Source organism: Streptomyces sp. NPDC058685 (assembly GCF_042714725.1).
Lineage (GTDB): Bacteria > Actinomycetota > Actinomycetes > Streptomycetales > Streptomycetaceae > Streptomyces.
Genome location: NZ_JBHXSL010000011.1, coordinates 168,044 through 191,477, shown reverse-complemented (window position 1 = coordinate 191,477; position 23,434 = coordinate 168,044). Strand labels below are relative to the sequence as shown.

The 23,434-nt window shown below is 69.1% G+C and carries 23 protein-coding genes and 1 tRNA gene; 10 read left to right on the top strand and 14 right to left on the bottom strand.

Annotated elements, in window-relative coordinates:
• Positions 1-19: 19 nt before the first annotated feature.
• On the bottom strand, positions 20-1,525 hold the full coding sequence (locus tag ACFWU3_RS13625) for a DUF2252 domain-containing protein (RefSeq protein ID WP_313945275.1): 1,506 nt from the start codon (positions 1,523-1,525) through the stop codon (positions 20-22).
• A gap of 228 nt (positions 1,526-1,753) precedes the next feature.
• On the opposite strand from ACFWU3_RS13625, the gene ACFWU3_RS13620 reads away from it, so the two are divergent.
• A complete protein-coding gene (locus tag ACFWU3_RS13620) occupies positions 1,754-2,197 on the top strand; it encodes a MarR family winged helix-turn-helix transcriptional regulator (protein ID WP_384435670.1) in 444 nt (147 codons plus the stop codon).
• A gap of 48 nt (positions 2,198-2,245) precedes the next feature.
• On the opposite strand, the gene ACFWU3_RS13615 is transcribed toward ACFWU3_RS13620, so the two are convergent.
• Entirely contained in the window at positions 2,246-2,599 is a 354-nt protein-coding gene (locus tag ACFWU3_RS13615) for a winged helix-turn-helix transcriptional regulator (RefSeq protein WP_384435667.1), read from the bottom strand.
• Positions 2,600-2,701: 102 nt separating this feature from the next.
• Between ACFWU3_RS13615 and ACFWU3_RS13610 the strand changes: the two genes are divergently transcribed.
• Positions 2,702-3,316, top strand: a complete 615-nt coding sequence (locus tag ACFWU3_RS13610; RefSeq protein WP_384435741.1) for an FMN-dependent NADH-azoreductase — start codon at positions 2,702-2,704, stop codon at positions 3,314-3,316.
• Positions 3,317-3,568: 252 nt separating this feature from the next.
• On the opposite strand, the gene ACFWU3_RS13605 is transcribed toward ACFWU3_RS13610, so the two are convergent.
• From ACFWU3_RS13605 to ACFWU3_RS13595, 3 genes are all read right to left on the bottom strand, one after another.
• Positions 3,569-4,234, bottom strand: a complete 666-nt coding sequence (locus ACFWU3_RS13605) for a response regulator transcription factor (protein WP_327682325.1) — start codon at positions 4,232-4,234, stop codon at positions 3,569-3,571.
• 191 nt (positions 4,235-4,425) lie between these two features.
• Complete coding sequence (locus ACFWU3_RS13600) at positions 4,426-6,198, bottom strand: sensor histidine kinase (RefSeq protein WP_384435664.1); 1,773 nt, start codon at positions 6,196-6,198, stop codon at positions 4,426-4,428.
• Between the two features lie 269 nt (positions 6,199-6,467).
• A tRNA-Leu gene (locus ACFWU3_RS13595) sits at positions 6,468-6,551 on the bottom strand.
• Between the two features lie 316 nt (positions 6,552-6,867).
• On the opposite strand from ACFWU3_RS13595, the gene ACFWU3_RS13590 reads away from it, so the two are divergent.
• The 6 genes from ACFWU3_RS13590 to pknB all read left to right on the top strand — a co-directional run bounded on the left by ACFWU3_RS13590 (position 6,868) and on the right by pknB (position 14,927).
• Positions 6,868-7,716, top strand: coding sequence for an FhaA domain-containing protein (locus tag ACFWU3_RS13590; RefSeq protein ID WP_384435661.1), 849 nt, complete (start codon positions 6,868-6,870; stop codon positions 7,714-7,716).
• Between the two features lie 10 nt (positions 7,717-7,726).
• Positions 7,727-8,242: an FHA domain-containing protein gene (locus ACFWU3_RS13585; protein ID WP_352206491.1), complete on the top strand. Its 516-nt coding sequence runs from the start codon at positions 7,727-7,729 to the stop codon at positions 8,240-8,242.
• Between the two features lie 135 nt (positions 8,243-8,377).
• A complete protein-coding gene (locus tag ACFWU3_RS13580; protein WP_384435657.1) occupies positions 8,378-9,874 on the top strand; it encodes a PP2C family protein-serine/threonine phosphatase in 1,497 nt (498 codons plus the stop codon).
• Between the two features lie 23 nt (positions 9,875-9,897).
• Positions 9,898-11,307, top strand: a complete 1,410-nt coding sequence (locus tag ACFWU3_RS13575) for an FtsW/RodA/SpoVE family cell cycle protein (RefSeq protein ID WP_313945283.1) — start codon at positions 9,898-9,900, stop codon at positions 11,305-11,307.
• Positions 11,304-12,764, top strand: a complete 1,461-nt coding sequence (locus tag ACFWU3_RS13570; protein ID WP_384435654.1) for a peptidoglycan D,D-transpeptidase FtsI family protein — start codon at positions 11,304-11,306, stop codon at positions 12,762-12,764. Before ACFWU3_RS13575 ends, ACFWU3_RS13570 begins: the two co-directional genes overlap by 4 nt.
• 168 nt (positions 12,765-12,932) lie before the next feature.
• Positions 12,933-14,927, top strand: a complete 1,995-nt coding sequence (gene pknB, locus ACFWU3_RS13565; protein ID WP_384435651.1) for a Stk1 family PASTA domain-containing Ser/Thr kinase — start codon at positions 12,933-12,935, stop codon at positions 14,925-14,927.
• A 213-nt stretch (positions 14,928-15,140) separates the two neighbouring features.
• On the opposite strand, the gene ACFWU3_RS13560 is transcribed toward pknB, so the two are convergent.
• Genes ACFWU3_RS13560 through ACFWU3_RS13535 form a run of 6 tightly spaced genes read right to left on the bottom strand, consistent with a single transcriptional unit; the run spans position 15,141 to position 19,521 of the window.
• Positions 15,141-15,812, bottom strand: a complete 672-nt coding sequence (locus ACFWU3_RS13560) for a class E sortase (RefSeq protein WP_384435648.1) — start codon at positions 15,810-15,812, stop codon at positions 15,141-15,143.
• A gap of 25 nt (positions 15,813-15,837) precedes the next feature.
• Positions 15,838-17,172 (bottom strand): class E sortase, encoded by a 1,335-nt coding sequence (locus ACFWU3_RS13555; RefSeq protein ID WP_384435645.1) that lies wholly within the window; start codon positions 17,170-17,172, stop codon positions 15,838-15,840.
• Positions 17,169-17,807 carry an aminodeoxychorismate/anthranilate synthase component II gene (locus tag ACFWU3_RS13550; protein ID WP_384435642.1) on the bottom strand — a complete coding sequence of 213 codons (639 nt, stop codon included), beginning with the start codon at positions 17,805-17,807 and terminating at the stop codon, positions 17,169-17,171. The genes ACFWU3_RS13555 and ACFWU3_RS13550 overlap by 4 nt, the downstream gene beginning before the upstream one ends.
• Positions 17,804-17,977, bottom strand: coding sequence for a hypothetical protein (locus ACFWU3_RS13545; protein ID WP_313945289.1), 174 nt, complete (start codon positions 17,975-17,977; stop codon positions 17,804-17,806). The genes ACFWU3_RS13550 and ACFWU3_RS13545 overlap by 4 nt, the downstream gene beginning before the upstream one ends.
• Before the next feature lie 56 nt (positions 17,978-18,033).
• The gene (locus ACFWU3_RS13540; protein WP_384435638.1) at positions 18,034-18,738 is read right to left on the bottom strand and encodes a class E sortase; all 705 of its coding nucleotides are present in this window, start codon (positions 18,736-18,738) and stop codon (positions 18,034-18,036) included.
• A gap of 15 nt (positions 18,739-18,753) precedes the next feature.
• On the bottom strand, positions 18,754-19,521 hold the full coding sequence (locus ACFWU3_RS13535) for a DUF881 domain-containing protein (RefSeq protein ID WP_384435635.1): 768 nt from the start codon (positions 19,519-19,521) through the stop codon (positions 18,754-18,756).
• A 141-nt stretch (positions 19,522-19,662) separates the two neighbouring features.
• Between ACFWU3_RS13535 and crgA the strand changes: the two genes are divergently transcribed.
• A complete protein-coding gene (gene crgA, locus ACFWU3_RS13530; protein ID WP_313945292.1) occupies positions 19,663-19,920 on the top strand; it encodes a cell division protein CrgA in 258 nt (85 codons plus the stop codon).
• A 369-nt stretch (positions 19,921-20,289) separates the two neighbouring features.
• Here crgA and ACFWU3_RS13525 read toward each other — a convergent pair whose 3' ends face one another.
• Both ACFWU3_RS13525 and ACFWU3_RS13520 read right to left on the bottom strand, forming a co-directional pair.
• Positions 20,290-21,186: a rhomboid family intramembrane serine protease gene (locus tag ACFWU3_RS13525; protein ID WP_384435632.1), complete on the bottom strand. Its 897-nt coding sequence runs from the start codon at positions 21,184-21,186 to the stop codon at positions 20,290-20,292.
• Between the two features lie 96 nt (positions 21,187-21,282).
• A complete protein-coding gene (locus tag ACFWU3_RS13520) occupies positions 21,283-21,816 on the bottom strand; it encodes a peptidylprolyl isomerase (RefSeq protein WP_313945295.1) in 534 nt (177 codons plus the stop codon).
• 275 nt (positions 21,817-22,091) lie between these two features.
• Here ACFWU3_RS13520 and ACFWU3_RS13515 point away from each other — a divergent pair, with 275 nt between their 5' ends.
• Positions 22,092-22,769, top strand: coding sequence for a DUF5324 family protein (locus ACFWU3_RS13515; protein WP_384435629.1), 678 nt, complete (start codon positions 22,092-22,094; stop codon positions 22,767-22,769).
• Between the two features lie 253 nt (positions 22,770-23,022).
• Here ACFWU3_RS13515 and ACFWU3_RS13510 read toward each other — a convergent pair whose 3' ends face one another.
• Positions 23,023-23,391, bottom strand: a complete 369-nt coding sequence (locus tag ACFWU3_RS13510; RefSeq protein WP_384435627.1) for a DUF6344 domain-containing protein — start codon at positions 23,389-23,391, stop codon at positions 23,023-23,025.
• Positions 23,392-23,434: the final 43 nt, after the last annotated feature.

Sequence of the window (23,434 nt, the reverse complement as noted above, 5' to 3'; positions counted from 1 at the left end):
GGCGTGGTGGCGCCCGGTGTCACACACCCAGCTCAGCGGCTATCCGCCCGCTCTTGATCGCCGCCAGCAGCTCCTCGTGATCGGCTTCCGTACGGTCCGCGTAGAGCATCGCGAAGCCGGCCACGGCCTCGTCCAGCTCCTCGTTCTTGCCGCAGTAGCCGGCGAGGAGCCTCGGGTCGGCGCTGTGGGAGTGGGCCCGGGCCAGCAGTGCGCCGGTCATCCGCCCGTAGTCGTCGAACTGGTCGGCGGTGAGCGCGGCGGGGTCCACACTGCCCTTGCGGTTCCTGAACTGCCGTACCTGGAAGGGCCGTCCGTCGACCGTCGTCCAGCCCAGCAGGATGTCGCTGACCACCTGCATGCGCTTCTGCCCGAAGACCACGCGGCGGCCCTCGTGCTCCACCTCGGGCACCTCGAAACCGGCGGCCTCCAGGCACGGCAGCAGCGCCGAGGGCCGGGCCTCCTTCACCTGGAGCACCAGCGCCTCACCGCGGTGGTCCAGCAACAGCACCACGTACGAACGGGTGCCGACGCTTCCCGTGCCCACCACGCGGAAGGCCACATCGTGTATCTCGTAGCGCGCGAGGAGCGGGAGACGGTCCTCCGAGACCGTGCCCAGGTACTCCTCCAGCGAGGCGGCGACCGCGGCCGCCTCCGCGTCGGGCACCCGCCGCAGCACGGGAGGCGCGTCCACGAAGCGGCAGGTCTCGCCGCCGTCCTCGGAGACCCCTTCCGTCGCCTTGGCCGCGAAGCGCGCGCTGGTGTTCTTGCGAGCCTTCTCCGAGACCCGCTCCAGGGTGCCGACGAGGTCGCGTGCGTCCGTGTGGGAGACGAGCTCCTCGTCCGCGATGGCGTTCCAGGCGTCCAGCACGGGCAGGCGCGCCAGCAGGCGCATGGTGCGCCGGTAGGCGCCCACTGTGTCGAAGGCGGCCGCACGACAGACGTCCTCGTCGGCTCCGGCGACGCGCGCCGCCAGCACCAGCGAGACGGCGAGCCGCTTGAGGTCCCACTCCCAGGGGCCGACGACGGTCTCGTCGAAGTCGTTCAGGTCCATGACCAGGTTCCCGCGGGCGTCGCCATAGATGCCGAAGTTCGCCGCGTGCGCGTCGCCGCAGAGCTGCGCGCTCACTCCGGTGACAGGGGTGCCCACGAGGTCATGGGCCATCAGCCCGGCAGAGCCGCGCAGAAAGGCGAACGGCGAAGCGGCCATCCGCCCCACCCGTATCGGCGTCAGGCCGGGAACCCGGCCCCGGCTGGACTCCTCGACGGCAGCTACCGCGTCCGGCCGGTCCACCGCCAGCACCAGCGAGTCGTGCGAGGAGCGCGGGACCCGATCGCGCAGCGCCTTGCCCTCCTGCTTGGGCGACCGGGTGGCCGGTGCGACACCGGTGACGCCCTGTCCGCCCTTGCGCCGGGCGAAGCCGGGCACCACCGGGATGCGGCCCCCGCCCTTGGCGCTGGACGTCCCCGCCGACTCCGGCCCCAGTCCGCTAGTGTCCGTCCGCTGCACCGTCTCTGCGTCGCCCATGGCGTCCTGCCCCCGTCGTTCCGAAGTCGTTCCGAACCCTCAACATCAATTGCCCTCGACCGTACCGCCACGTACCGACGGGCGTCTGCCCCTGTGGATAACCCCGGAAAAGCTCCACAGCCTGCGACGATCACCGCCCGGGCCGCTGCCAGGACGTCCCCGGCCCGGCGAGGCGGCCGGCGGACGCACCGCACGTTGTACCGTGCAACTGAAGGCGAGGAGGGCGGCATGTCACGCGCACGGGACAGCTCCATCGACACCATTCAGCGCGAGCTGACGGCCTTCGCCCGACGGGCGCGCGCGGCGGCCGCCCGTCTCCATCCCGAGCTGCCGTTCGTCTCGTACACCTTGCTGTCCCACATCCATGATCAGCAGGGCTGCCGGGCGACCGACCTCGCGTCGCACTACATGCTCGACAAGTCGACGGTCAGCAGGCAGGTTTCGGCGCTGGAGAAGCTCGGGTTGATCGAGCGCAGAGCCGATCCGGCGGACCACCGCGTCCAGGTGCTGCACCCCACCGCCGCGGGATCCGCTGCCCTCGCCTCCACGCACGCCAGTCGCCGCGCCGCCTACCAGGAGCGTCTGGCCGACTGGCCGGCCGAGGATCTCGACCGTTTCGCCGACTACCTCCTGCGCTACAACTCCTCCGCCGAGGGCCCGCGGCAGCACTGATCGAGGAGTCCGACCGGACAGGACCTCCGGACGGAACCCGGTCGCGACCTAACAGGTCCCGGCTTCTCGATCCCTGGGCAGATGCTCGTCGGCCCACCGGCCGAGTTCCTTGAGGGCGGGCTCCATGGCGGTCCCGGCCGCCGTCAGCCGGTAGGCGACCCGCAGCGGCGGCCCTTCGTCGACCTCCCGCAAGACCAGCCCCGCGGCCGCCAGCTCGGCGAGCCTGTCGGAGAGCATCCGTTCGCTGATGCCCGGGATCGCCCGGCGCAGCTCCGCGAAGTGCACGGCGCGCTGCATCAGCACGGAGACGATCGGCCCGGTCCACCGCTTGCCCAACAGCTCGAAGACACGCGCGATCCCCCCGTCGACCCGCCTGCATGCCTCTTCGCTGTGTTCCGCCATGCCTCCAGACTACTGCGCCGAGGCTAGGTACTTATGAAAAGTAAGCTACTGTGATATCCATAGGTACGCACAGATTTTCAGCTACCCCTCATGGAGAACCTCATGGCCACGCTGCTGCACCTCGACTCCGCCCTCTTCCCCCAGGGGTCGGCATCCCGCGAGATCACCGCCGCCTTTGTGCGGGCATGGCAGGACCAGCACCCGGACGGCACCGTCATCTACCGCGACCTCGCTGCCACGCCCCTGCCCCACCTGGACTTCGCCGCCGTCTCCGCCGGGGTCGAGAACGAACTGCGGGCGGAACTCGCCGCCGAGCTGGAGGCGGCCGATGCCGTCCTCATCGGCGCGCCGATGTACAACTTCACGATCCCGTCCACCCTCAAGGCGTGGCTGGACCAGGTGATCATCGTCGGCCACAACGCCGGCACCCCCGACGGCCCGGTGGCCGGCACCCCGGTCACGGTGGTCGCCAGCCGCGGTGGCTCCTACGCCCCCGGAACGCCGCGCGAGGACTTCGAGTTCGTACAGAACTACCTGGAGAAGGTGTTCACGGGCATGCTCGGCGCCACGGTCGACTTCATCGTTCCGGAGATGACGTTGGCCCGCTCCAAGCCGGAGATGGCGCAGTTCATCCCGCTCGCCGACGCCTCGAAGACCAAGGCGCTCGACGAGGCCGCGGAGAAGGGCAAGACTCTGGCCGCGCGCTTCGCCGCCTGATCAGCGCAGGGGGGGCGCCGAATGTCGGCCTCAGCGGACGTTTCACGTGAAACAGTCAGCGCGGATGTTCCACGTGAAACGTCGGCGCCGGCCAGAGCGCCCATTGGCGGCTGAAACGCCGGCCTGGCGGCCATGGCGCCCACCCGGGCAACCAGTCGCCGACAGCGCACGCGGCAACCAGCCGTATGACAGCTCAGGCGCCCGGCCCCACACCCGGCAAGCTCAGCCCCGAGCCGGCTCACACCCGGCAGCTCAGCCCCCGAGCCCCGCGTCCCGGGCCAGCAGCGCCGCCTGCACCCGGTTTTCGCACTCCAGTTTCGCGAGAATCCGGCTCACGTACGTCTTCACCGTGGCCTCGCTCATATGCAGCCGCTTCCCGGCGTCCGCATTGGACAGCCCTTCGCCCAGCAACGCCAGCACCTCGTGCTCCCGGGTGCTCAGCCCGGCGACCCGGGCCCGCGCCTCCTCGCTGCGCGCAGCCGCCCGCCCGGACGCCAGCTGATCGACCACATGCCGCGTCGCACCGGGGGAGAGGTACGCGTCACCGGCGGCAGCGGCCCGTACGGCTCCGATCAGCTCCGCGGGCGCGGTGTCCTTCAGCAGAAACCCCGCGCCACCGGACTCCAGCGTCCGCAGGACGTTGTCCCGTTCACCGAAGGTCGTCAGCACGATGACCCGCGCCGCCGGGACCGCCCTGCGCAGCTCCCCCACCGCCGTGAGGCCGTCCATGACCGGCATCTGGATGTCGAGCAGCACCACGTCGGCGCCGTGCGCCCGCGTCATGTCGACGGCCTCGCGCCCGTTCGCCGCTTCGGCCACGACCTGGATGCCGGGGTCCGACGTCAGAATCATCCGGATTCCCGCCCGGATCAGCGGCTCGTCATCCGCGATGACGACCCGGATCGGTGTTCCGGGCACCCCCGCCGGCCCCATCCCGTCCACTTCACACCCACCCGTATCCGCCGGCCGACATCGAACACGACCTACCGACTCACACCCGCCGCCCGACACCTACCAAACGACACCTACCACCCGGCACCTACCGAGCGGGACCCAGCGCCGGGCACCCAGCGGGCCATGCCCACGCGGCGTGCACCAACGCCCCGAACCTATCGAGCGACCTCGTACGCCTTCTTCTCGATCAGCTTGCCGTCCCGGAAGCAGAACCGGAACACCGGCTCGGTCTCCATGTCGTCCCCCACCTCCGAGGACATCAGCACCAGGCACTCGGAGCCCTCCGGCTCCTTCGGGCCCTTCCCGCTCAGTCCCGTCGTCATGATCGAGTCCCCGGGAGGCAGCCGGTCCCGCACCGCGTTCTCGTCGTCCCCGATCCGCACGCTCCGGTACTCGGCCGGCTCGATCATCCCCTCGTCCATCGACCCGACGAGGAAGAACAGCCCGAAGACGGCGGCGGCTCCGAGCACCAGCAGGGCCGCCAGGGCGATCCCGCACCCCATGGCGATACCGCCGGCCCTGCTCCGTCCCTCGGCCCCCGGGAAGACCAACTGCCCTCCCGGGTGTGCCCATTGGCTGCCCAGGTGCTCTCCCTGCCCGACGCGCACGGGAGACCGCTCGGTGACGCTCCAGTCCATGACCGGAACACCGTCGTCGTAGAGGGCCCTCGGCGACTGCTGGTGGAAGTCGTCCTCGGCCGCGAGGAGCGGCGTGGCCTCGACCACGCCGTACGGGAGCATTCCGGCCACTCGGAAGCCGCCGCCGCTCGCCGGACCGGCATGGACGATCCCGCCCACCAGCCGCGCCCGCTCCCGCAGCCCGGTGAGCCCCTGGCCGCCGCTGACGACCGCCCCCCGGGCCGCCGCGTCCACCGGCCCGCTGACGATCTCGACGACAAGGGAGTCCGGCTCGTAGCGCAGCTCCACCTCGATCCGGGCGCCGGGAGCGTGCTTGTACGCGTTCGTCAGCGCCTCCTGCGCTATGCGGTAGGCGGCATGGTCGGCCGCCGCCGCGAGCGGTCGCTCGTCGCCGGCGCGGCGCAGCTCGACCTCGTTCCCCGCGGCCCGGGCCGCCTCCACGAGTCCCTCGATGCCGGCAGTCCCCCGGGTGACCCGCCCCGAGTCGTCCACCGGCGCCGACGGAGCCTCGACCCCGTCCCGCAGGATGCCGACGACCTCGCGCAGCTCGTGCATGGCCGTCACGGACGCGTTCCGCAGCACGCCGACCGCCTCCCGCTGCTGCGGGGTGAGCTGTGGATCCACCTCCAGCGCCCCCGTGTGCACCGAGATCAGCGCCAGCTGGTGTCCGAGACTGTCGTGCATGTCCTGGGCTATGCGCTGCCGCTCCATCAACCGGGCCTGCCCGGCGACCATGGCCCGCTCACGCAGCAGCTGCGCGTTGCGCTCCTGGAGTGCGTGCAACAGGGTCCGCCGCTGGGTCCAGTAGCGGCTGGCGAGCCCGGGCACGAGCGTGGTCGCGAGGAAGTACAGCGTGGACAGCAGCACCAGGGTCAGGGTCGCCGACGGGGCCCAGCCTTCCAGCAGCGTGGTGGTGATGAAGAGGGCGTACGCCACGGTGAACGCCGCCATCACCCGCCCGGCACCGACGATCCTGCGCCCCGCCGACCAGCCGACGATCAGCAGCAGCGGCGCGAACCCGCTGACCAGCGGTGCGAGGACCGCGGTGACCAGCAGCACAGGCGTGGGCATCCGGCGCCGCAGCAGCGAGAGCAGCGTGGCGGCGGCACCGACGGCGAGCAGCCGCGCCCCTTCGCTGCCCATCAGCTCTTCGGTCCCGGCCGCCATGACGCCCAGTACCAGACCGAGGACCACCTCGCCGGCCGTCCGCCGCGGCGACCACAGCTCGGGGGCGGCCACCCAGGACCAACCCGCCCGGACCCCGGCCCGGATCTTCGTCGACGCGTTCACGACGGCACCCTAGAGAATCCCCCGCCACGCCCACGCCTCTCTTTGGTCGCGGACGAGAGCGACGAACGTCGCACAGTCGCGTATCCCACACCCGCCGGCGGTCTTCGAGCACGACGCCGGGCCCGCCCTCGAACACGAACCCGACCGCCCAGCGGGCCGCCGGGCACGGAGCCGAGCACGCCCGCGTACGGAGCCGACCGCCGTCGAGCACGCAGCGGCCCGGACACGAAGAAGCCCCGTAGGTCGATGACCTACGGGGCTTCCATCTGTGCGCGAGGGGGGAGTTGAACCCCCACGCCCTTTCGGGCACTGGAACCTGAATCCAGCGCGTCTGCCTATTCCGCCACCCGCGCATTGGGTGTTGCCGTTCGGGGTCTCACCGGCTCGGTGCGTCCCCCTGGCGACATGCAGAAGATTAGCACGCTGGACAGGGTGCCTTCACATCCGTTTGTTTGGGGCAGCCGCCCGGGGAACAGGGAACGGAGAGCGGCCGCCCCCACTCCTCCTCGGCACACCCCGGGTGCGGGACACTGTCAGGAGGCCGCCTCTACGATCCGTGTGAGAGGTGACACTCATCGACGGGGCAGACAAGGGGAACCAGCCGATTTCCCGACGCGTGGATACGATCAGTAAGCAGTACCAGGACGGCAACGACGGAGGAGGTGCCTCATGGGAGTCCTGAAGAAGTTCGAGCAGCGACTCGAAGGTCTGGTCAACGGCACCTTCGCCAAGGTGTTCAAGTCCGAGGTCCAGCCTGTCGAGATCGCGGGCGCGCTCCAGCGTGAGTGCGACAACAACGCGACGATCTGGAACCGCGAGCGGACGGTCGTCCCCAACGACTTCATCGTGGAGCTCAGCCCCGGCGACTTCGAGCGCCTGAGCCCGTACTCCGGCCAGCTCGGCGACGAGCTCGCGGGCCTGGTCCGCGACTACGCCAAGCAGCAGCGCTACACCTTCATGGGCACGATCAAGGTCCATCTGGAGAAGGCGGACGACCTCGACACGGGTCTGTACCGCGTGCGCAGCCGTACGCTCGCGTCGAGTACGTCACAGGCGCCCGACCGGGCCCCGGCCGCCCCCGTCGCACCGCAGGGCGGCGCCCGCGGCGGGTACGGCTACCCTCCGGCCGGAGCACCTCCGATGCCGGCCGCACCGCCTCCGGGCGGCGGCCGTCCCGGACCTGCTCCCACGGCGGACCGCCGTCCGGCAGGAGCCGCGGGCCCTCTGCCGGGCACCCAAGTCAGACGTTGGATCGAGATCAACGGCACCCGCCATCAGATCTCCCGCCCGACGCTGGTGCTGGGTCGCAGCACCGACGCCGATGTGCGGATCGACGACCCCGGCGTATCGCGCCGGCACTGTGAGATCCGGACCGGAACGCCCTCGACGATCCAGGATCTCGGGTCTACCAACGGCATCGTGGTAGACGGGCAGCACACCACCCGCGCTACGCTCCGCGACGGCTCGCGGATCGTCGTGGGCAGCACCACCATCGTTTACCGGCAAGCCGAAGGGTGAAGCGGGGGCAATGTCAGAGCTGACCCTGACGGTCATGCGGCTAGGTTTCCTGGCCGTTCTGTGGCTGTTCGTCATCGTGGCCGTCCAGGTCATTCGCAGCGACCTGTTCGGTACGCGCGTCACGCAGCGCGGCTCACGCCGCAATGCCGACGCCCGTCCCCAGCAGCAGGCGCGCCAGAGTGCTGCGCCACCGCCGCAGCGCCAGCAGACGAACAGCCGCCAGCGGCGCGGAGCGCCGACCAAGCTGGTCGTGTCCGAGGGGACCCTGACGGGTACCACCGTGGCACTGCAGGGCCAGACCATCTCGCTGGGCCGGGCCCACGATTCAACGATCGTGCTGGACGACGACTACGCCTCCAGCCGGCATGCCAGGATCTACCCGGACCGTGACGGCCAGTGGATCGTCGAGGATCTCGGGTCCACCAACGGCACGTATCTCGACCGGACCCGACTCACCACGCCGACCCCGATTCCGCTGGGCGCGCCGATCCGCATCGGCAAGACCGTCATCGAGCTGCGGAAGTAGTAGGACAATGACAGCGCGCGAGCGGAGCGAGCGAGCCGCAGCGGTCCCGACAGCGGACCGGGACGGGCTCCCGACCGGAGGGTGGGCAGTGTGGCTCGAGACCGGCTGTACCCCGAGCCGACGGGCGAGGTGCGCATGAGTCTGTCACTGCGCTTCGCCGCCGGATCGCACAAAGGCATGATCCGGGAGGGGAACGAGGACTCCGGCTACGCCGGCCCACGCCTGCTGGCCATCGCCGACGGCATGGGCGGCCAGGCCGCCGGTGAGGTCGCCTCCTCGGAGGTCATCTCCACGCTCGTCACGCTCGACGACGACGTGCCCGGCTCGGACATCCTCACCTCGCTCGGTACGGCCGTGCAGCGCGCCAATGAGCAGCTGCGGCTGATGGTCGAGGAGGACCCCCAGCTCGAAGGCATGGGCACGACGCTCACCGCCCTGCTGTGGACCGGCCAGCGGCTCGGTCTCGTGCATGTCGGCGACTCCCGTGCGTACCTGCTCCGCGACGGCGTGCTGACCCAGATCACGCAGGACCACACCTGGGTGCAGCGCCTGGTCGACGAGGGCCGGATCACCGAGGAAGAGGCGACCACCCACCCGCAGCGCTCCCTGCTGATGCGCGCGCTGGGCAGCGGCGACCATGTCGAGCCCGACCTCTCGATCCGTGAGGTGCGCGCCGGCGACCGCTATCTGATCTGCTCCGACGGCCTGTCCGGCGTCGTCTCGCACCAGACGATGGAAGAGACGCTCGCCAGCTACCAGGGCCCGCAGGAGACCATCCAGGACCTGATCCAGCTCGCTCTGCGCGGCGGCGGTCCGGACAACATCACCTGCATCGTGGCGGACGTCCTCGACACCGACACCAACGACACTCTGGCCGGGCAGCTCAACGACACCCCGGTCGTCGTCGGCGCGGTCGCCGAGAACCAGCTGCAGATGAACGACGGCGGCGCCATGCAGACGCCCGCCGGCCGCGCGGCGGGCCTCGGCCGTCCCGTGCCGCCGCAGGCCAACGGCAGCTTCGGCCCGCCCGGAAGCGGCGGCGGGGCGGGGTACGGCGGAGTGCCGTCCGAGGACAGCTTCAGCGCGTACGGCGACGACGACTTCGTCAAGCCGCGCGGCGGCCGCAAGTGGCTGAAGCGTTCGTTCTTCATCGTGCTCGCCCTGGTGGTCGTCGGCGGCGGTCTGTACGGCGGTTACCGCTGGACGCAGACCCAGTACTACGTCGGCTCCAACGACAAGCACGTCGCGCTCTACCGGGGCATCAGCCAGGACCTGGCCTGGGTCTCGCTCTCGAAGGTGGAGAAGGACCACCCCGAGATCGAACTCAAGTACCTGCCGGAGTACCAGCGCAAGCAGGTCGAGGGCACCATCACCCAGGACAGCCTCGGCCGGGCCCGCTCGAAGATCGACGAACTCGCCGCTCAGGCCTCCGCCTGCAAGAAGGAGGAGCAGCGCCGCGAGGCCGCCGACCGTGCGAGCACGCCGCCGCCCGGTGAGGGCGAGGCCGGTGGCACCGCCGGCAAGCCCACCACCCAGAACGCCAAGACCAAGCCGACCGCACCTACTCCCACTCCGGGCCCCACCCTCTCGGAAGAGGAGCAGAAGCTGGCCGCGAACTGCGGGAAGCAGTAACGGCCTAGGGGGCCCTCTCCACCATGAGCGTTGTCACAAACACCACCACGATCGGCGCGATCGAAGCACCGAGCCGCCGCAACACCGAGCTGATGCTGCTCGCCTTCGCCGTCGTCATTCCGGTGTTCGCGTACATCAACGTGGGGCTGGCCCTCGACGGCAAGCTGCCCGCCGGCGTGCTCGGCTACGGGCTCGGACTGGGCCTGCTGGCCGGTGTGGCGCACCTGGCGGTGCGTAAGTTCGCCAAGTACTCCGACCCGCTGCTGCTTCCGCTGGCCACCCTGCTCAACGGCCTCGGACTGGTCATGATCTGGCGGCTGGACCAGTCCCCGCGACTGATCCAGCGTGCCGAGAACCTCTTCGGCAGCTTCAGCCCGGACGCCCCCAAGCAGCTCATGTACTCGGCGATCGGCATCGCACTCTTCGTGGCCGTGCTGATTCTGCTCAAGGACCACCGCATCCTCCAGCGCTACACGTACATCTCGATGGCGGTGGCGCTGGTCCTGCTGATCCTGCCGATGTTCTTCCCGGCGGTGAACGGCGCCAAGATCTGGATCAGCCTCGGCCCCTTCACCATCCAGCCCGGTGAGTTCGCGAAGATCATCATCGCGATCTTCTTCTCCGGCTACCTGATGGTGAAGCGCGACGCCCTGGCGCTGGCGAGCCGCCGGTTCATGGGCCTGTACCTGCCGCGTGGACGTGACCTCGGACCGATCCTCATGGTCTGGGCGATGTCCATCCTCATCCTGGTCTTCGAGACCGACCTCGGCACCTCGCTGCTGTTCTTCGGCCTCTTCGTGATCATGCTGTACGTGGCCACCGAGCGCACCAGCTGGATCGTCTTCGGCCTGCTGATGTCGGCGGTCGGCGCGGTGGGTGTCGCCTCGTTCGAGCCGCACGTCCAGCAGCGTGTGGAGTTCTGGCTCAACCCCTTCGCGGAGAAGACCTGGGAGCAGAGCGAGCAGATCGGCCAGGCGCTGATGTCCTTCGGCTCCGGCGGCACGCTCGGCACAGGGCTCGGCCAGGGCGACTCCGACCTCATCGGCTTCGCCGCCAACTCCGACTTCATTCTCTCCACCTTCGGTGAGGAGCTGGGTCTCGCCGGAATGATGGCGTTCCTGCTGGTCTACGGCCTGATCGTGGAACGCGGCGTACGCACCGCACTGGCTGCCCGTGACCCCTTCGGCAAGCTCCTGGCGGTCGGCCTCTCCGGAGCCTTCGCCATCCAGGTCTTCGTCGTCGCCGGCGGTGTGATGGGCCTCATCCCGCTGACCGGTATGACCATGCCGTTCGTGGCCTACGGCGGTTCGTCCGTGATCGCCAACTGGGCGCTGATCGGCATCCTGATCCGTATCAGCGACACCGCGCGCCGTCCCGCGCCGGCCCCCGCCCCGTCCCCCGACGCCGAGATGACCCAGGTGGTCCGACCGTGAACAAGCCCCTGCGCCGGATCGCGATCTTCTGCGGCCTTCTCGTCCTGGCCCTCCTCGTGCGCATCAACTGGCTCCAGTACGCCGAGGCCGAGGACCTCAACACGAACAGCAAGAACCGCCGCATCACGATCGAGCGGTACGCCAGCGAGCGCGGCAACATCATCGTCGACGGCAAGCCCATCACCGGCTCGGTCGAGACGAACGACACCGACTTCAAGTACAAGCGCACCTACGTCAACGGCCCCATGTGGGCGCCGGTGACCGGGTACGCCTCGCAGGCCTTCGACGCCAACCAGATCGAGAAGCTCGAGGACGGCATCCTCACGGGCAACTCCGACCAGCTCTTCTTCGACCGCACGATGGCGATGTTCACCGGCGACACGAAGAAGGGCGGCAACGTCGTCACGACCCTCAACGGCGCCGCACAGAAGGCCGCCTTCGAGGGCCTGGGCAGCAAGAAGGGCGCCGTCGCGGCGATCGACCCGCAGACGGGCAAGATCCTCGCCCTGGCGTCCACCCCGTCCTACGACCCGGCCTCCTTCGCCGGCTACCGGAACGCGGACGCCAAGGCGTGGAACGCGCTGGAGAAGGACAAGGACAAGCCGAAGCTCAACCGCGCGCTGCGCGAGGTCTACCCTCCGGGATCGACCTTCAAGGTGCTCACCGCGGCGGCCGCGCTGGAGTACGGCGCGGTGGACGACATCGACGCGGCCACGGACACCCCCGAGCCGTACACCCTGCCCGACACCCGCACGAAGCTCCCCAACTCCCACACGGGCTGCAAGAACGCCAGCCTGAACGAGGCGCTGCGGGTCTCCTGCAACACCGTCTTCGCCAAGCTCGGTGACACGGTCGGCCGGGACAAGATGGTCGAGATGGCGCAGAAGTTCGGCTTCAACAACACGGAGATCGACACCCCGGTCCGTGCGGCGGCGTCCGTCTACGACAAGAACATGGACAAGCCGGGCAACGCGCTCTCCTCCATCGGCCAGTTCAACACGGCCACCACTCCGCTCCAGATGGCCATGGTCACGGCGGCGATCGCCAACGACGGCAAGCTGATGAAGCCGTACATGATCGACCAGCTCGAGGCACCGAACCTCGATGTGATCTCCAAGACCGAGCCGCAGGAGATGAGCCGTCCGGTCTCGCAGAAGAACGCGCAGCTCCTCCAGCAGATGATGGAGAACGTGGTCGACAGCGGCACCGGCGAGAAGGCCCAGATCGACGGCGTCAAGGTGGGCGGCAAGACGGGTACCGCCCAGCACGGCGAGAACAACAGCAAGAACCCGTACGCCTGGTTCATCTCGTACGCCAAGACCGCGGACGGCTCGCCGGTCGCCGTCGCCGTCGTCGTGGAGGACAGCGAGGCCCGGCGCGACGACATCTCGGGTGGCGGCCTCGCGGCCCCGATCGCCAAGAAAGTGATGCAGGCGGTGCTGGACAGCAAGAAGTGATGCGGATCACGTGCGCCCCCCATACCTGCACATTGCGATACCGGTCGGGTATCAGCTGACAGTCGCGGGCCGATCGAGTGGGGAGCGGCCGGTAGCGTATGCGCGAACAGCACACCGCCGGACCACACGCTGGTGCGGTCGGGACTGACGGAGAGGGCTGGAACAGTTATGGAAGAGCCGCGTCGCCTCGGCGGCCGGTACGAACTGGGCTCGGTGCTCGGCCGCGGTGGCATGGCAGAGGTGTACCTCGCCCACGACACCCGGCTCGGCCGCACCGTCGCCGTGAAGACGCTGCGGGCCGACCTCGCCCGCGACCCGTCCTTCCAGGCCCGGTTCCGCCGTGAGGCCCAGTCGGCCGCCTCGCTCAACCACCCGGCGATCGTCGCGGTGTACGACACGGGCGAGGACTACGTCGACGGGGTCTCGATCCCGTACATCGTCATGGAGTACGTCGACGGCTCCACGCTCAGAGAGCTGCTGCACTCGGGACGCAAGCTGCTGCCCGAGCGCACCCTGGAGATGACCATCGGCATCCTCCAGGCCCTGGAGTACTCCCACCGCAACGGCATCGTCCACCGCGACATCAAGCCGGCGAACGTCATGCTGACGCGCACCGGCCAGGTCAAGGTCATGGACTTCGGCATCGCCCGCGCCATGGGCGACTCCGGGATGACGATGACGCAGACCGCCGCCGTCATCGGCACCGCCCAGTACCTCTCGCCCGAGCAGGCCAAGGGTGAGCAGGTCGACGCGCGGTCCGACCTCTACTCCACCGGCTGTCTGCTCTACGAGCTCCTCACCGTGCGGCCGCCCTTCGTGGGCGACTCCCCGGTGGCCGTCGCGTACCAGCACGTACGCGAGGAGCCGCAGCCGCCCAGCAACTTCGACCCCGAGATCACGCCCGAGATGGACGCCATCGTCCTGCGGGCCCTGGTCAAGGACCCCGACTACCGCTACCAGTCCGCCGACGAGATGCGCGCGGACATCGAGGCCTGTCTGGACGGACAGCCCGTGGCGGCGACGGCGGCGATGGGCGCGGTCGGCTACGGCTACGGCTCGGACGACCAGGCCACCACGGCGCTGCGCCAGGCCGACCCGGCGGGCCAGACCTCGATGCTGCCGCCCATGAACCCGGACGACGGCGGCTTCGGCGGCTACGACGACCGCCCGGGTCGCCGACGCCAGCAGAAGAAGTCCAACACGTCGACGATCCTGCTGGTGGTCGCGGGCATCCTGGTGCTGGTCGGCGCGGTGCTCATCGGCCGTGCCGTCTTCAGCGGCAACGACGGGGGCAATGGCGACGTGCCGGCGCCCTCGCTCGTGGGCAAGACCGTGAAGGAGGCCGGGACGCTCGCGACGAACTCGGGCGTCGAGATCAGCCAGTCCGGCACGGAGCGCTGCGACCAGCCCAAGAACACGATCTGCAGCCAGACGCCGGCTGAAGGCGCCACCATGCAACAGGGCGAGACGGTCCAGTACGTCCTCTCCGAGGGCGCGCCGAAGATCGAGGTCCCGGACGTCACCGAGAAGTCCCAGACCAACGCGCAGGAGGCCCTCCAGCGCAAGGGATTCAAGTTCAAGGTCGAGGAAGTCGAGTCCTCGGAGCAGGAGCCCGGCACGGTCATCTCCCAGGACCCGCGCGGCAACAGCCTGGCCGAGAAGGGCACGACCGTGAACCTGAAGGTGGCCAAGGAAGCGCTGGTGAACATTCCGCCGGTGCAGGGCCAGCAGTTCGACAGTGCCAAGGCCCAGCTGGAGACTCTCGAGTTCAAGGTCGAGCGGCGGGACGTGGACTCGCAGCAGCCCGCGAACACGGTCGTGAACCAGTCCCCGACGGGCAAGGCGTCCAAGGGCTCGACGATCACGCTCGACGTCTCCAAGGGCCCGCAGCAGCCGGCCGGGAAGCCTGTTCCCGAGGTGAGGACCAAGAGGCTCGGCGAGGCCAAGCAGATCCTGGCCCAGAACGGCTTCACGAACCTCGCGCTCGCGCCCGGCAGCTCCGGTGACGACAACTCCATCGTGACCTCGCTCGACCCGCAGCCCGGAACGCAGGTCGACCCGGCCACCACCACGATCACGCTCACGACGATCGGTGGCGGCGGGAACGGCGGCAACAACGGAGGCGGTAACGGCGGATTCATCGGCGGCGGAGACGGCGACTGATCCGAGCCGCAGCACGGACAGCAGCCCCGGCACCCTCGAACGGTGCCGGGGCTGCTGCGTGAACGGGGCCGGGCTGCCGTGAGCGGGGATGCTGGACCGGGCCGGCTGCCGCAGGTACGGACACAGTGGACCGGGCCCGCTGCCGCAAGTACGGACGACAACCGGCGGAACCCCTGCCGTGCCGATCTCCCGCGCGGACGGCGCGGATTCGTTTCAGCGCAGCTCGTCCGGCAGCGTGCGGTTCTTGTCGACCTTCTCCTCGCGCACCAGCTCGCCCCAGACGATGTAGCGGTAGTCCGAGGTGTAGACGGGCGTGCACGTCGTCAGCGTGATGTAGCGGCCCGGCTTGGACTTGCCCGACTCCTTCGGGACCGGCTGCAGGACGTTCACGTTGTACTTCGAGGTCTCGGGAAGCTTCTTGAAGACCTTGTAGACGTACCAGGTGTCCCGCGTCTCGAAGACGACCGGGTCACCCTCCCTCACCTTGTGGATGTTGTGGAACTTCGCTCCGTGGCCGTCGCGGTGCGCGGCAAGCGTGAAGTTGCCCTGCGGGTCCCACGGGAGCGCCGACTTGATCGGGGCGGTGTAGTAACCGGCGATTCCGTCGTTGAGGGCCTTGGCGTCGGTGCCCTGCTTCACCAGCACCTCGCCCTTCGACATCGCGGGCACGTGCAGGAAGCCGATGCCGTCCTTGGTGTCGAGCGCCCCCGGGCCGGCCCATCCGTCGCGCATCTGGTCGCCCTGGCGGGAGGCCTCGCGGTCGGCGAGGACGTTCGTCCACCACAGGGAGTAGACGACGAAGAGGCCCAGCACCACGCCCGCAGTGATCAGCAGCTCGCCGAAGACACTGATGACGCCGGCGATCCGGCTGCGCGCACGTGACACTGCACCTGTTCCCGTCTAGAAGTCGTCAGCCTACGAGCGCGTCCGGTTTGCCCTTGCTGCGCGGCCGTTCCTCGACCATCTTGCCCCACACGATCATTCGATACGTACTCGTGAATTCCGGCGTGCACGTCGTGAGCGTGATGTATCTGCCGGGTTCCGTGAAGCCGGATCCGGCCGGCACCGGCGCGATGACGCCGATGTTCGAAGGCGAGGTCTGCGGAAGGATGTTCGCCATCTTGTACGTGTAGTAGGCGTCCTGCGTCTCGACGACGATCGGGTCGCCGGGCTGGAGGCGGTTGATGTAACGGAACGGCTCGCCATGGGTGTTGCGATGGCCGGCGACGGCGAAGTTACCCGCCTTGTCGGACGGCATCGCCGTCTTGAGCTTGCCCTCGCCGTAGTGACCGACCATGCCACGGTCCAGGACCTTGTTCTTGTTGATGCCCTCGGCGATGGGGACGACCACGTCCAGCTTCGGGATGTACATGATCGCGAAGCCCTGCCCGGGCTCGAAGGCGCCCGGCTGACGGCCCTTGGCGAAGCCCTCCTGGATCTTGCTCGTCTCCCGGCCGGCCAGCTGTCCGGCACGGATATTGGTCCACCACAGCTGATAGGTGACGAACAGCAGCAGCAGCACGCCGAAGCTGATGAACAGCTCGCCGATGGCCCGGCTGGCCACCACGGCGGGGCTGTCCTTCGCCGCACGGGCCGCTCTGCGGGCCTCCACGCGCGACAGGGGCCTGCCGGGGGCCGTGGAGCTCTCCGGGGCCTCGGGGCGCCTGCGGCCGCGGCCCTTGGCCGCTCTGCGGCGCTCGGCACGACCGGGCCCGGTGGGAGCCTCCTCGGCACGCCGGGTGTCCGACGTCAGCAGGCCGACCGTCTCGTCGTCCCCGTCCCGTCCCGGCGTGCTCCCCGAACCGGGGAACGGTCGGGGGAACCGGCCGGACTCGGGCTCGGGTCTCGGCGCGGGCACCGGTCGCGCCGCCGGCCCGGGCGACGGAACCGTCTCCTGCTGCCCGTACCAGTCGTGCCGATAGGTCTCGGCGTAGGCCTCAGCGGCGCTCGAGGGGTACTGCCCGTAGTTCTGCGTCTGCTGGAGCCCGTCGTACGACCGGGGCGCGGGCTGCTGCTGCGGATAGCCACGGGGGCCCGGAGAAGGCGTGCGCGAGTACTGCTGCGGTGCGGGGGGCGTCTGGGGATAGCCCTGCGGCTGCTCCTGGCCCGGAGCGTACGACTGGGGCTGCAGATAGGCCTGAGCCTCCGCCTGGCCCCGTGAGTGGGCCCGGGCCCGCTCCCACTCCTCCGGCGGGGTCGGGTCCGTCAGGGGGTCGTACTCGTCCCCCGGACGCCCGGCACTCACGCCACGGCCTTGCCCACCACCGGCGCGAGCCCCGCCGAACGCTCGACCGCGCCGATGTCGCCGCACTGCTCCAGCCAGTTGGCCAGCATCAGGTGCCCGTGCTCGGTGAGGACCGACTCGGGGTGGAACTGCACGCCTTCGACGGCCAGTTCACGGTGGCGCAGCCCCATGATGATGCCGTCCGCGGTCCGCGCCGTGACCTCCAGCTCCTCGGGCAGGTCGGCCGGCTCCGCGGCCAGCGAGTGGTAGCGGGTCGCGGTGAACGGCGAGGGCAGCCCGGCGAAGACGCCCTTGCCCTGGTGCGTCACCGGCGAGGTCTTGCCGTGCAGCAGTTCGGGAGCGCGGTCCACCACTCCGCCGTAGGCCACCGCCATCGACTGCATGCCGAGGCACACACCGAAGACAGGGACTCCGGTGGTCGCGCAGTGCCGCACCATCTCGATGCACACACCGGCCTGCTCGGGGGCGCCGGGACCGGGGGAGAGCAGCACCCCGTCGAAGCCGTCCTGCACGTGTTCGAGTCCGACCGCGTCGTTGCGGACGACCTCGCACTCCGCGCCGAGCTGATACAGGTACTGCACGAGGTTGAACACGAAGCTGTCGTAGTTGTCGACGACGAGGATGCGTGCGCTCATCGGGCCGCCCCCGCTCCGTCGACCGTCACATCGTTGAACGGAAGCAGCGGCTCCGCCCACGGGAAGACGTACTGGAACAGCACGTAGACAACCGCGAGGGCGAGCACGAGCGAGATGAGAGCCCGCACCCATGCGTTGCCCGGCAGATGCCGCCAGATCCAGCCGTACATGCCGTCCCTTTCCGTTCGGTACCGCACCAGACTAAAGGGCCGCAGGGGCGCGTGGGTCAGCTGCGCAAAGCTTCCGGTTTGCCGTCCGTCACAGGCTGGGTGGCGTCGAGGTGCGCCCAGACGATCAACCGGTGGCTGCTGCCCCATTCCGGATCGCACGTCGTGAGGGTGAGATAGCGCCCGGGGCCGTCGAACCCCGACTTCCGCGGAACAGGGTCGATCACCCCGATGTCACCGGGGACCGTACGGTACGGCTTCTTGTCGACGCGGTACGTGAACCACGTCGTACCGTCGGTCAGCACGACCGCGTCACCCGGGCGCAGCCGGGGGAAGTCCTTGAACGGATCGCCGTACGTACGGCGGTGACCCGCCACCGAGAAGTTCCCGGTGTCGCCGAGCCGGGCCGTGGTGGCGTAGTGCCCCAGACCCTTCTTGAGCGTCCCCGTACGGGTGCCTTCGAGGACCGGCCAGTCCCAACTGCCGCCGAAACGCGGGATGTACATGACCGCGAAGGGCTTGCCGTCCCGGTACTCCGGGGCCGGCGGAGCGGGGGTGGGTGCGGTCGTGCCGCCGGGAGCGGGTGCCGGGCTCGCCACCGCGCCGTGGGACCACTCGTCCTGAAGCCGTCCGATCTGACCGTCGGAGGCGTCGGCCGCCTTGACGCCCGTCCAGAACACGACGTACGCGACGAAGAGCACGATCAAGGTGCCGACGGTGATGCACAGTTCGCTGAAGGTCCTGACGATCAGCCGTACCGACACCGAACCCCCCAGGCGCTACTGCACGGGCTTCGCGTAGTGGAGATCCACTGTGCCCGAGTAGCCGGGGAGAGTCACCGCCTCGCGCTCGTCCACTTTCCAGCCGAGACCGTATGCCTTCACGTACAGCTGGTAGTTCTGTACGGCGACGGAGTCGTCGAGGGCCTTCTGGAGCGCGCTCTGGTCACCCACGGCGGTGATCCGGTAGGGCGGCGAGTAGACGCGGCCCTGGAGGATGAGGGTGTTTCCCACACAGCGGACGGCGCTGGTGGAGATGAGGCGCTGGTCCATGACCTGGATGCCCTTGGCGCCGCCCTTCCACAGGGCGTTGACGACGGCCTGCAGATCCTGCTGGTGAATCACCAGGTCGTTCGCCTGCGGCTCGGGATATCCGGGTGCCGCCTGGGCGTTGGGCGGAGCGTCATTGAGAGTGACGGTCAGCGCCGGACCGGTCAGTTTCCGGGTGCCGGCGACTTCTTCCAGGGCACCGAGCTTCTGGTCCTCGGCCTTGGTGGAGCCGTCGTCGCGCTGGGCGAGAGCGTCCACGTCGCCGCGGAGCGCGGCGGTGGACTCGGTGAGATCACCGTTCTTGGTGCTGCGCTGCTCGATCAGATCGGACAGCTTCAGCAGGGAGCCGTCGGTCCTCAGATCGGTACCCTTGGCCGTATTGAAGCTTGTCACGAAGATCAGCCCGGCGAGGGCGAAAACGGCAGCTGTCAACACCCGGCCCACCCGCCAGTTGAAGCGGTGAACCGGGCCTTGCGGGGAGTCGGCGGAATTGCTCAACGTACCCTTATCTCCTCAGGCGCCGCGGAAGCACTACGCTAACGGACGCCCGGGGGCGGCAGTGGTCCCCCTTCGCTCCAGCCCCGGCGCCAGCCACAGTTCCCTGCGCGGTCACGCAGCGCATCGACAGGAGAGTCCCTCGTGCCGAAGTCACGTATCCGCAAGAAGGCCGAGTTCACGCCGCCGCCCGCGACGAAGCAGGCGACCAGCATCAAGCTGACGAGCCGCAGCTGGGTAGCACCCGTGATGCTCGCGTTGTTCCTGATCGGACTCGCCTGGATCGTCCTCTTCTATGTGACCGAGGGCGACCTTCCGATCAAGAGCTTCGGCAACTGGAACATCGTCGCGGGCTTCGGCTTCATCGCCGCCGGCTTCGGTGTCTCCACTCAGTGGAAGTAGCTCTGCCGCAGCTCCCGGAGCCGTTTCGGCTCCCGGGGCAGGACGTCAAGCCCTGCCCCAAGGTTATCCACAGCGTTGTCCACAGTGGGGAAAAGGTCTGACGATCTGTGGATAACCTTCAAAGCGTTGACGCCGGTGTGACTGCATGAGCCATCCCGGTGAAGCGTTCGGCCCCTTGCCTCTGCTGGGAAAACCCAGTTCAGCGACAAGGGGCACACGTGTCCCATACGGCGTGCACAAGATCCGCCACACGCTGTGGACAACTTTGGGGAAAGGTTGCGCTCAGCTGAGCAAGCAACCGCTCGGCCCGGGTGATCGACAGGCTGCCGCCGGGCTCGGATGACCGCCGCGGCCCCCAGGGGTCGGGCCCTAGGTCAGGGCCGCGGTCCGGGCGATCACGGTCGCCACGATCACCAGCAGGACCCCCGCACAGCACGCGACCTGCACCAGGGTGCGGTGACGGCGCGGAGCGAAGACGAGTCCGAGCGTGACGAGGGCCCCGGCCACCAGACCGCCGATGTGCCCCTCCCAGGAGATGCCCTCGCGGCCGAACGTGAAGATCAGGCTGATCACCAGGATCGCGATGACCGGCCGCATGTCGAGGTTCTTGCGGCGCGCGAGCACCGCGAACGCGCCGATCAGGCCGTAGATGGCGCCCGAGGCACCGAGCGATCCCTGGTTCGGGGCGGCGAGCAGATAGGCGAGCGCGCTGCCGCCGAGCCCCGAGATGAGATAGACCGCGAGAAAGCGGGAGCGGCCGAGTTCCGGCTCGACCATCTTGCCCAGGAACCACAGCCCCACCAGGTTGAAGAGGATGTGGGGCACCTCCTCGTGCAGGAAGACCGAGGTGATCAGCCGGTACCACTCGCCGTCCGCGACTCCGACGACCTCGTTGAGCTGGGGGTTGTACGCATACCCGATCAGCAGCGTCTCGTCGAGGAATCGATCACCGAGGGCGAGCACCACCACGTACACGGCGGCGTTGACGGCCACGAGGATCTTGGTGATCAGGAAGGCGTCGGAGCGGATGCTGCCGCCCGCGATGGTCCGCGGCTGGTTCGCCGCCGGAGCGTGCCCGGTGCCGGAGCCGGAGCGGACGCAGTCGGGGCACTGGAACCCGACGGACGCGTCGACCATGCAGTCCGGGCAGATCGGCCGCTCGCAGCGCACGCAGCTGATGCCCGTCTCGCGGCCGGGATGCCGGTAGCAGCTGGGCAGGCTGTGCGCGTCCTGCGGCTCCTTCGGAGTGCCTGGCACCTGGTCCATGGGATCCCTCAATCTCCCTCGATCAAAACACCGCCCCGTCCATCCTTACGGACGGACGGGGCGCAATGGTTCCCCTGGGGACCAGGCCCGGGGGAATCAGCCCTCGCGGGTCTCGACGACGACGGACTCGATCACGACGTCGTTGAGCGGGCGGTCGGTCCGCGGGTTGGTCTGGGTGCCGACGATCGCGTCCACGACCTTCTTGCCCGCCTCGGTGCTGACCTCGCCGAAGATGGTGTGCTTACGGGTCAGCCACGAGGTGGGCGACACCGTGATGAAGAACTGCGAGCCGTTGGTGCCCGGGCCGGCGTTCGCCATGGCCAGCAGGTACGGCTTGTCGAAGGCGAGGTCCGGGTGGAACTCGTCACCGAACTCGTAGCCCGGGCCGCCGGTGCCGTTGCCGAGCGGGTCGCCGCCCTGGATCATGAAGCCGCTGATGACGCGGTGGAAGACCGTGCCGTCGTACAGCCTGTCCGTGGACTTCTTGCCGGTCGCCGGGTGGGTCCACTCGCGCTCGCCCTGAGCGAGTTCGACAAAGTTCTTGACCGTCTTGGGCGCGTGGTTCGGCAGGAGCCGGATCTCGATGTCGCCTTGGTTGGTCTTCAGGGTGGCGTAAAGCTGCTCGGCCACGATCCTGCCTTCCGTAAGTCTCGTCTGACGTCCACCGATCCTCGCACGGAAGCGTCGCCCACGGAGAAAAGCGGCGGAGTCCTCGCCGAAGCGGCGCGGTTCGGGGCGAATCGTGGCATCGTCGAGCGGAAGGTCCCAAACATGACCCGGATGCCCGGCCCCACATGCCGAGCATGAGGTCTGCGGGCATGATTTCCATTCAGACGGAAAGGCGAAACTGTGCCGAACTGGGGAAATCCCCAGGCCCCAGAACGCCACCGAGGAGGAGGATCCCCGTGACCCGCATGGACAGCGTGCGCGCCGCGACCGGTACGGCGAAGGAAAGCGTGCTGCACGCCGCGGACGTGGTGGCGCCCTACGCCGGTACTGCCAAGGACCAGGCCGCGCTTTATGCGCAGGAAGCCCGCGTACGGCTCGCGCCCAAGGTCTCCAAGGCCGCCAAGAAGGCCCGTGTTCAGTACGACACCCGTGTCGCACCGCATGTGCCGCCGAAGGTGGACGACGCCGCGCACCGAGCCGCGACCACGGCTCGCAGGGCAGCACGTCAGGCGGCGGACTACACAGTTCCGCGCGTCGAACACGCCGTTGCCGCCGCTCAGCCCGTACGGGAGGAGGCTGCGGCTCGCTCCGCTGCCGCACTGGCCGCTCTGCGCGGTCAGGTGACGGCGAAGGACATTCAGAAGTTGGTGAGGAAGCACGAGCGGCGCTCGAAGGCCGCACGTCTTGCCAAGGGTCTCGCAATCATCGGTGTTCTGGCCGGCGGCGCTGTGGCCGCCTGGAAGTGGTGGGACAAGCAGGCCAACCCCGACTGGCTGGTCGAGCCGCCCGCTGCGACGGAACTCTCCGACCGCGATCCGCTGACGTCCGTCGACGGCAGTCCGGAAGCGCTTGATCCCGAGGTCCAGGCGAAGCAGGCCGAGGCGGAGGCTGCCGATCGCGACGAGGGCCGCTGATCGGTCACCGCCCGTTTGGCCGGTGGTGATGCGGAGAGCGTGAGCAGTGCTTGAGGTGTCGTGCGCTGTGGTGCCTCAGGTGCTGCCGCAGGTCGGAACCTGCACTGTGGTGCCTCAGAACAGGACATGCGCTGCGGTACTGCTGCGGTACGTGACGTGCGCTGCGGTACTGCTGCGGTACGTGACGTGCGCTGTGGTGCTGCGGTACAGGACATGCGCTGTGGTGCCGGGAGAGATGAGTGCTCCCGGCGCCTCATGCCGAGGTGAGCGCGCGATCCGCGAGCGCGTCCGGGCCCGACTCCGTCCCGGCTTCGTCGCCCTCGGCGGACGGCAGGTGCCGGGTGGCGGGAGACGAACCGTGTGCCTCGGCGCTGATGCGCTGCTTGATCGTGGGCGGCAGTGACCTGTCGCGCATGGTCGGGCTCCAGCGCGTACTCTGCGCCGGCACCGTCGCTCGGACGGCCTCCGTACGCGTCTGACGCGGCAGGTCGGCACGCTCCGGCGTCTGAACGGCCGGCTGCCGTGCGGCCGACGCGACGGTGGTGAGACCCACCGAAGCAAGCAGCGCGACGAGCGCGGTGAAGAATGCGGTCCACAGATTCCTGACCTTGATGGCGGCCATGACCCCTCGCTTTCGGGTTGGGCGATCTACATACCTTTCTCAT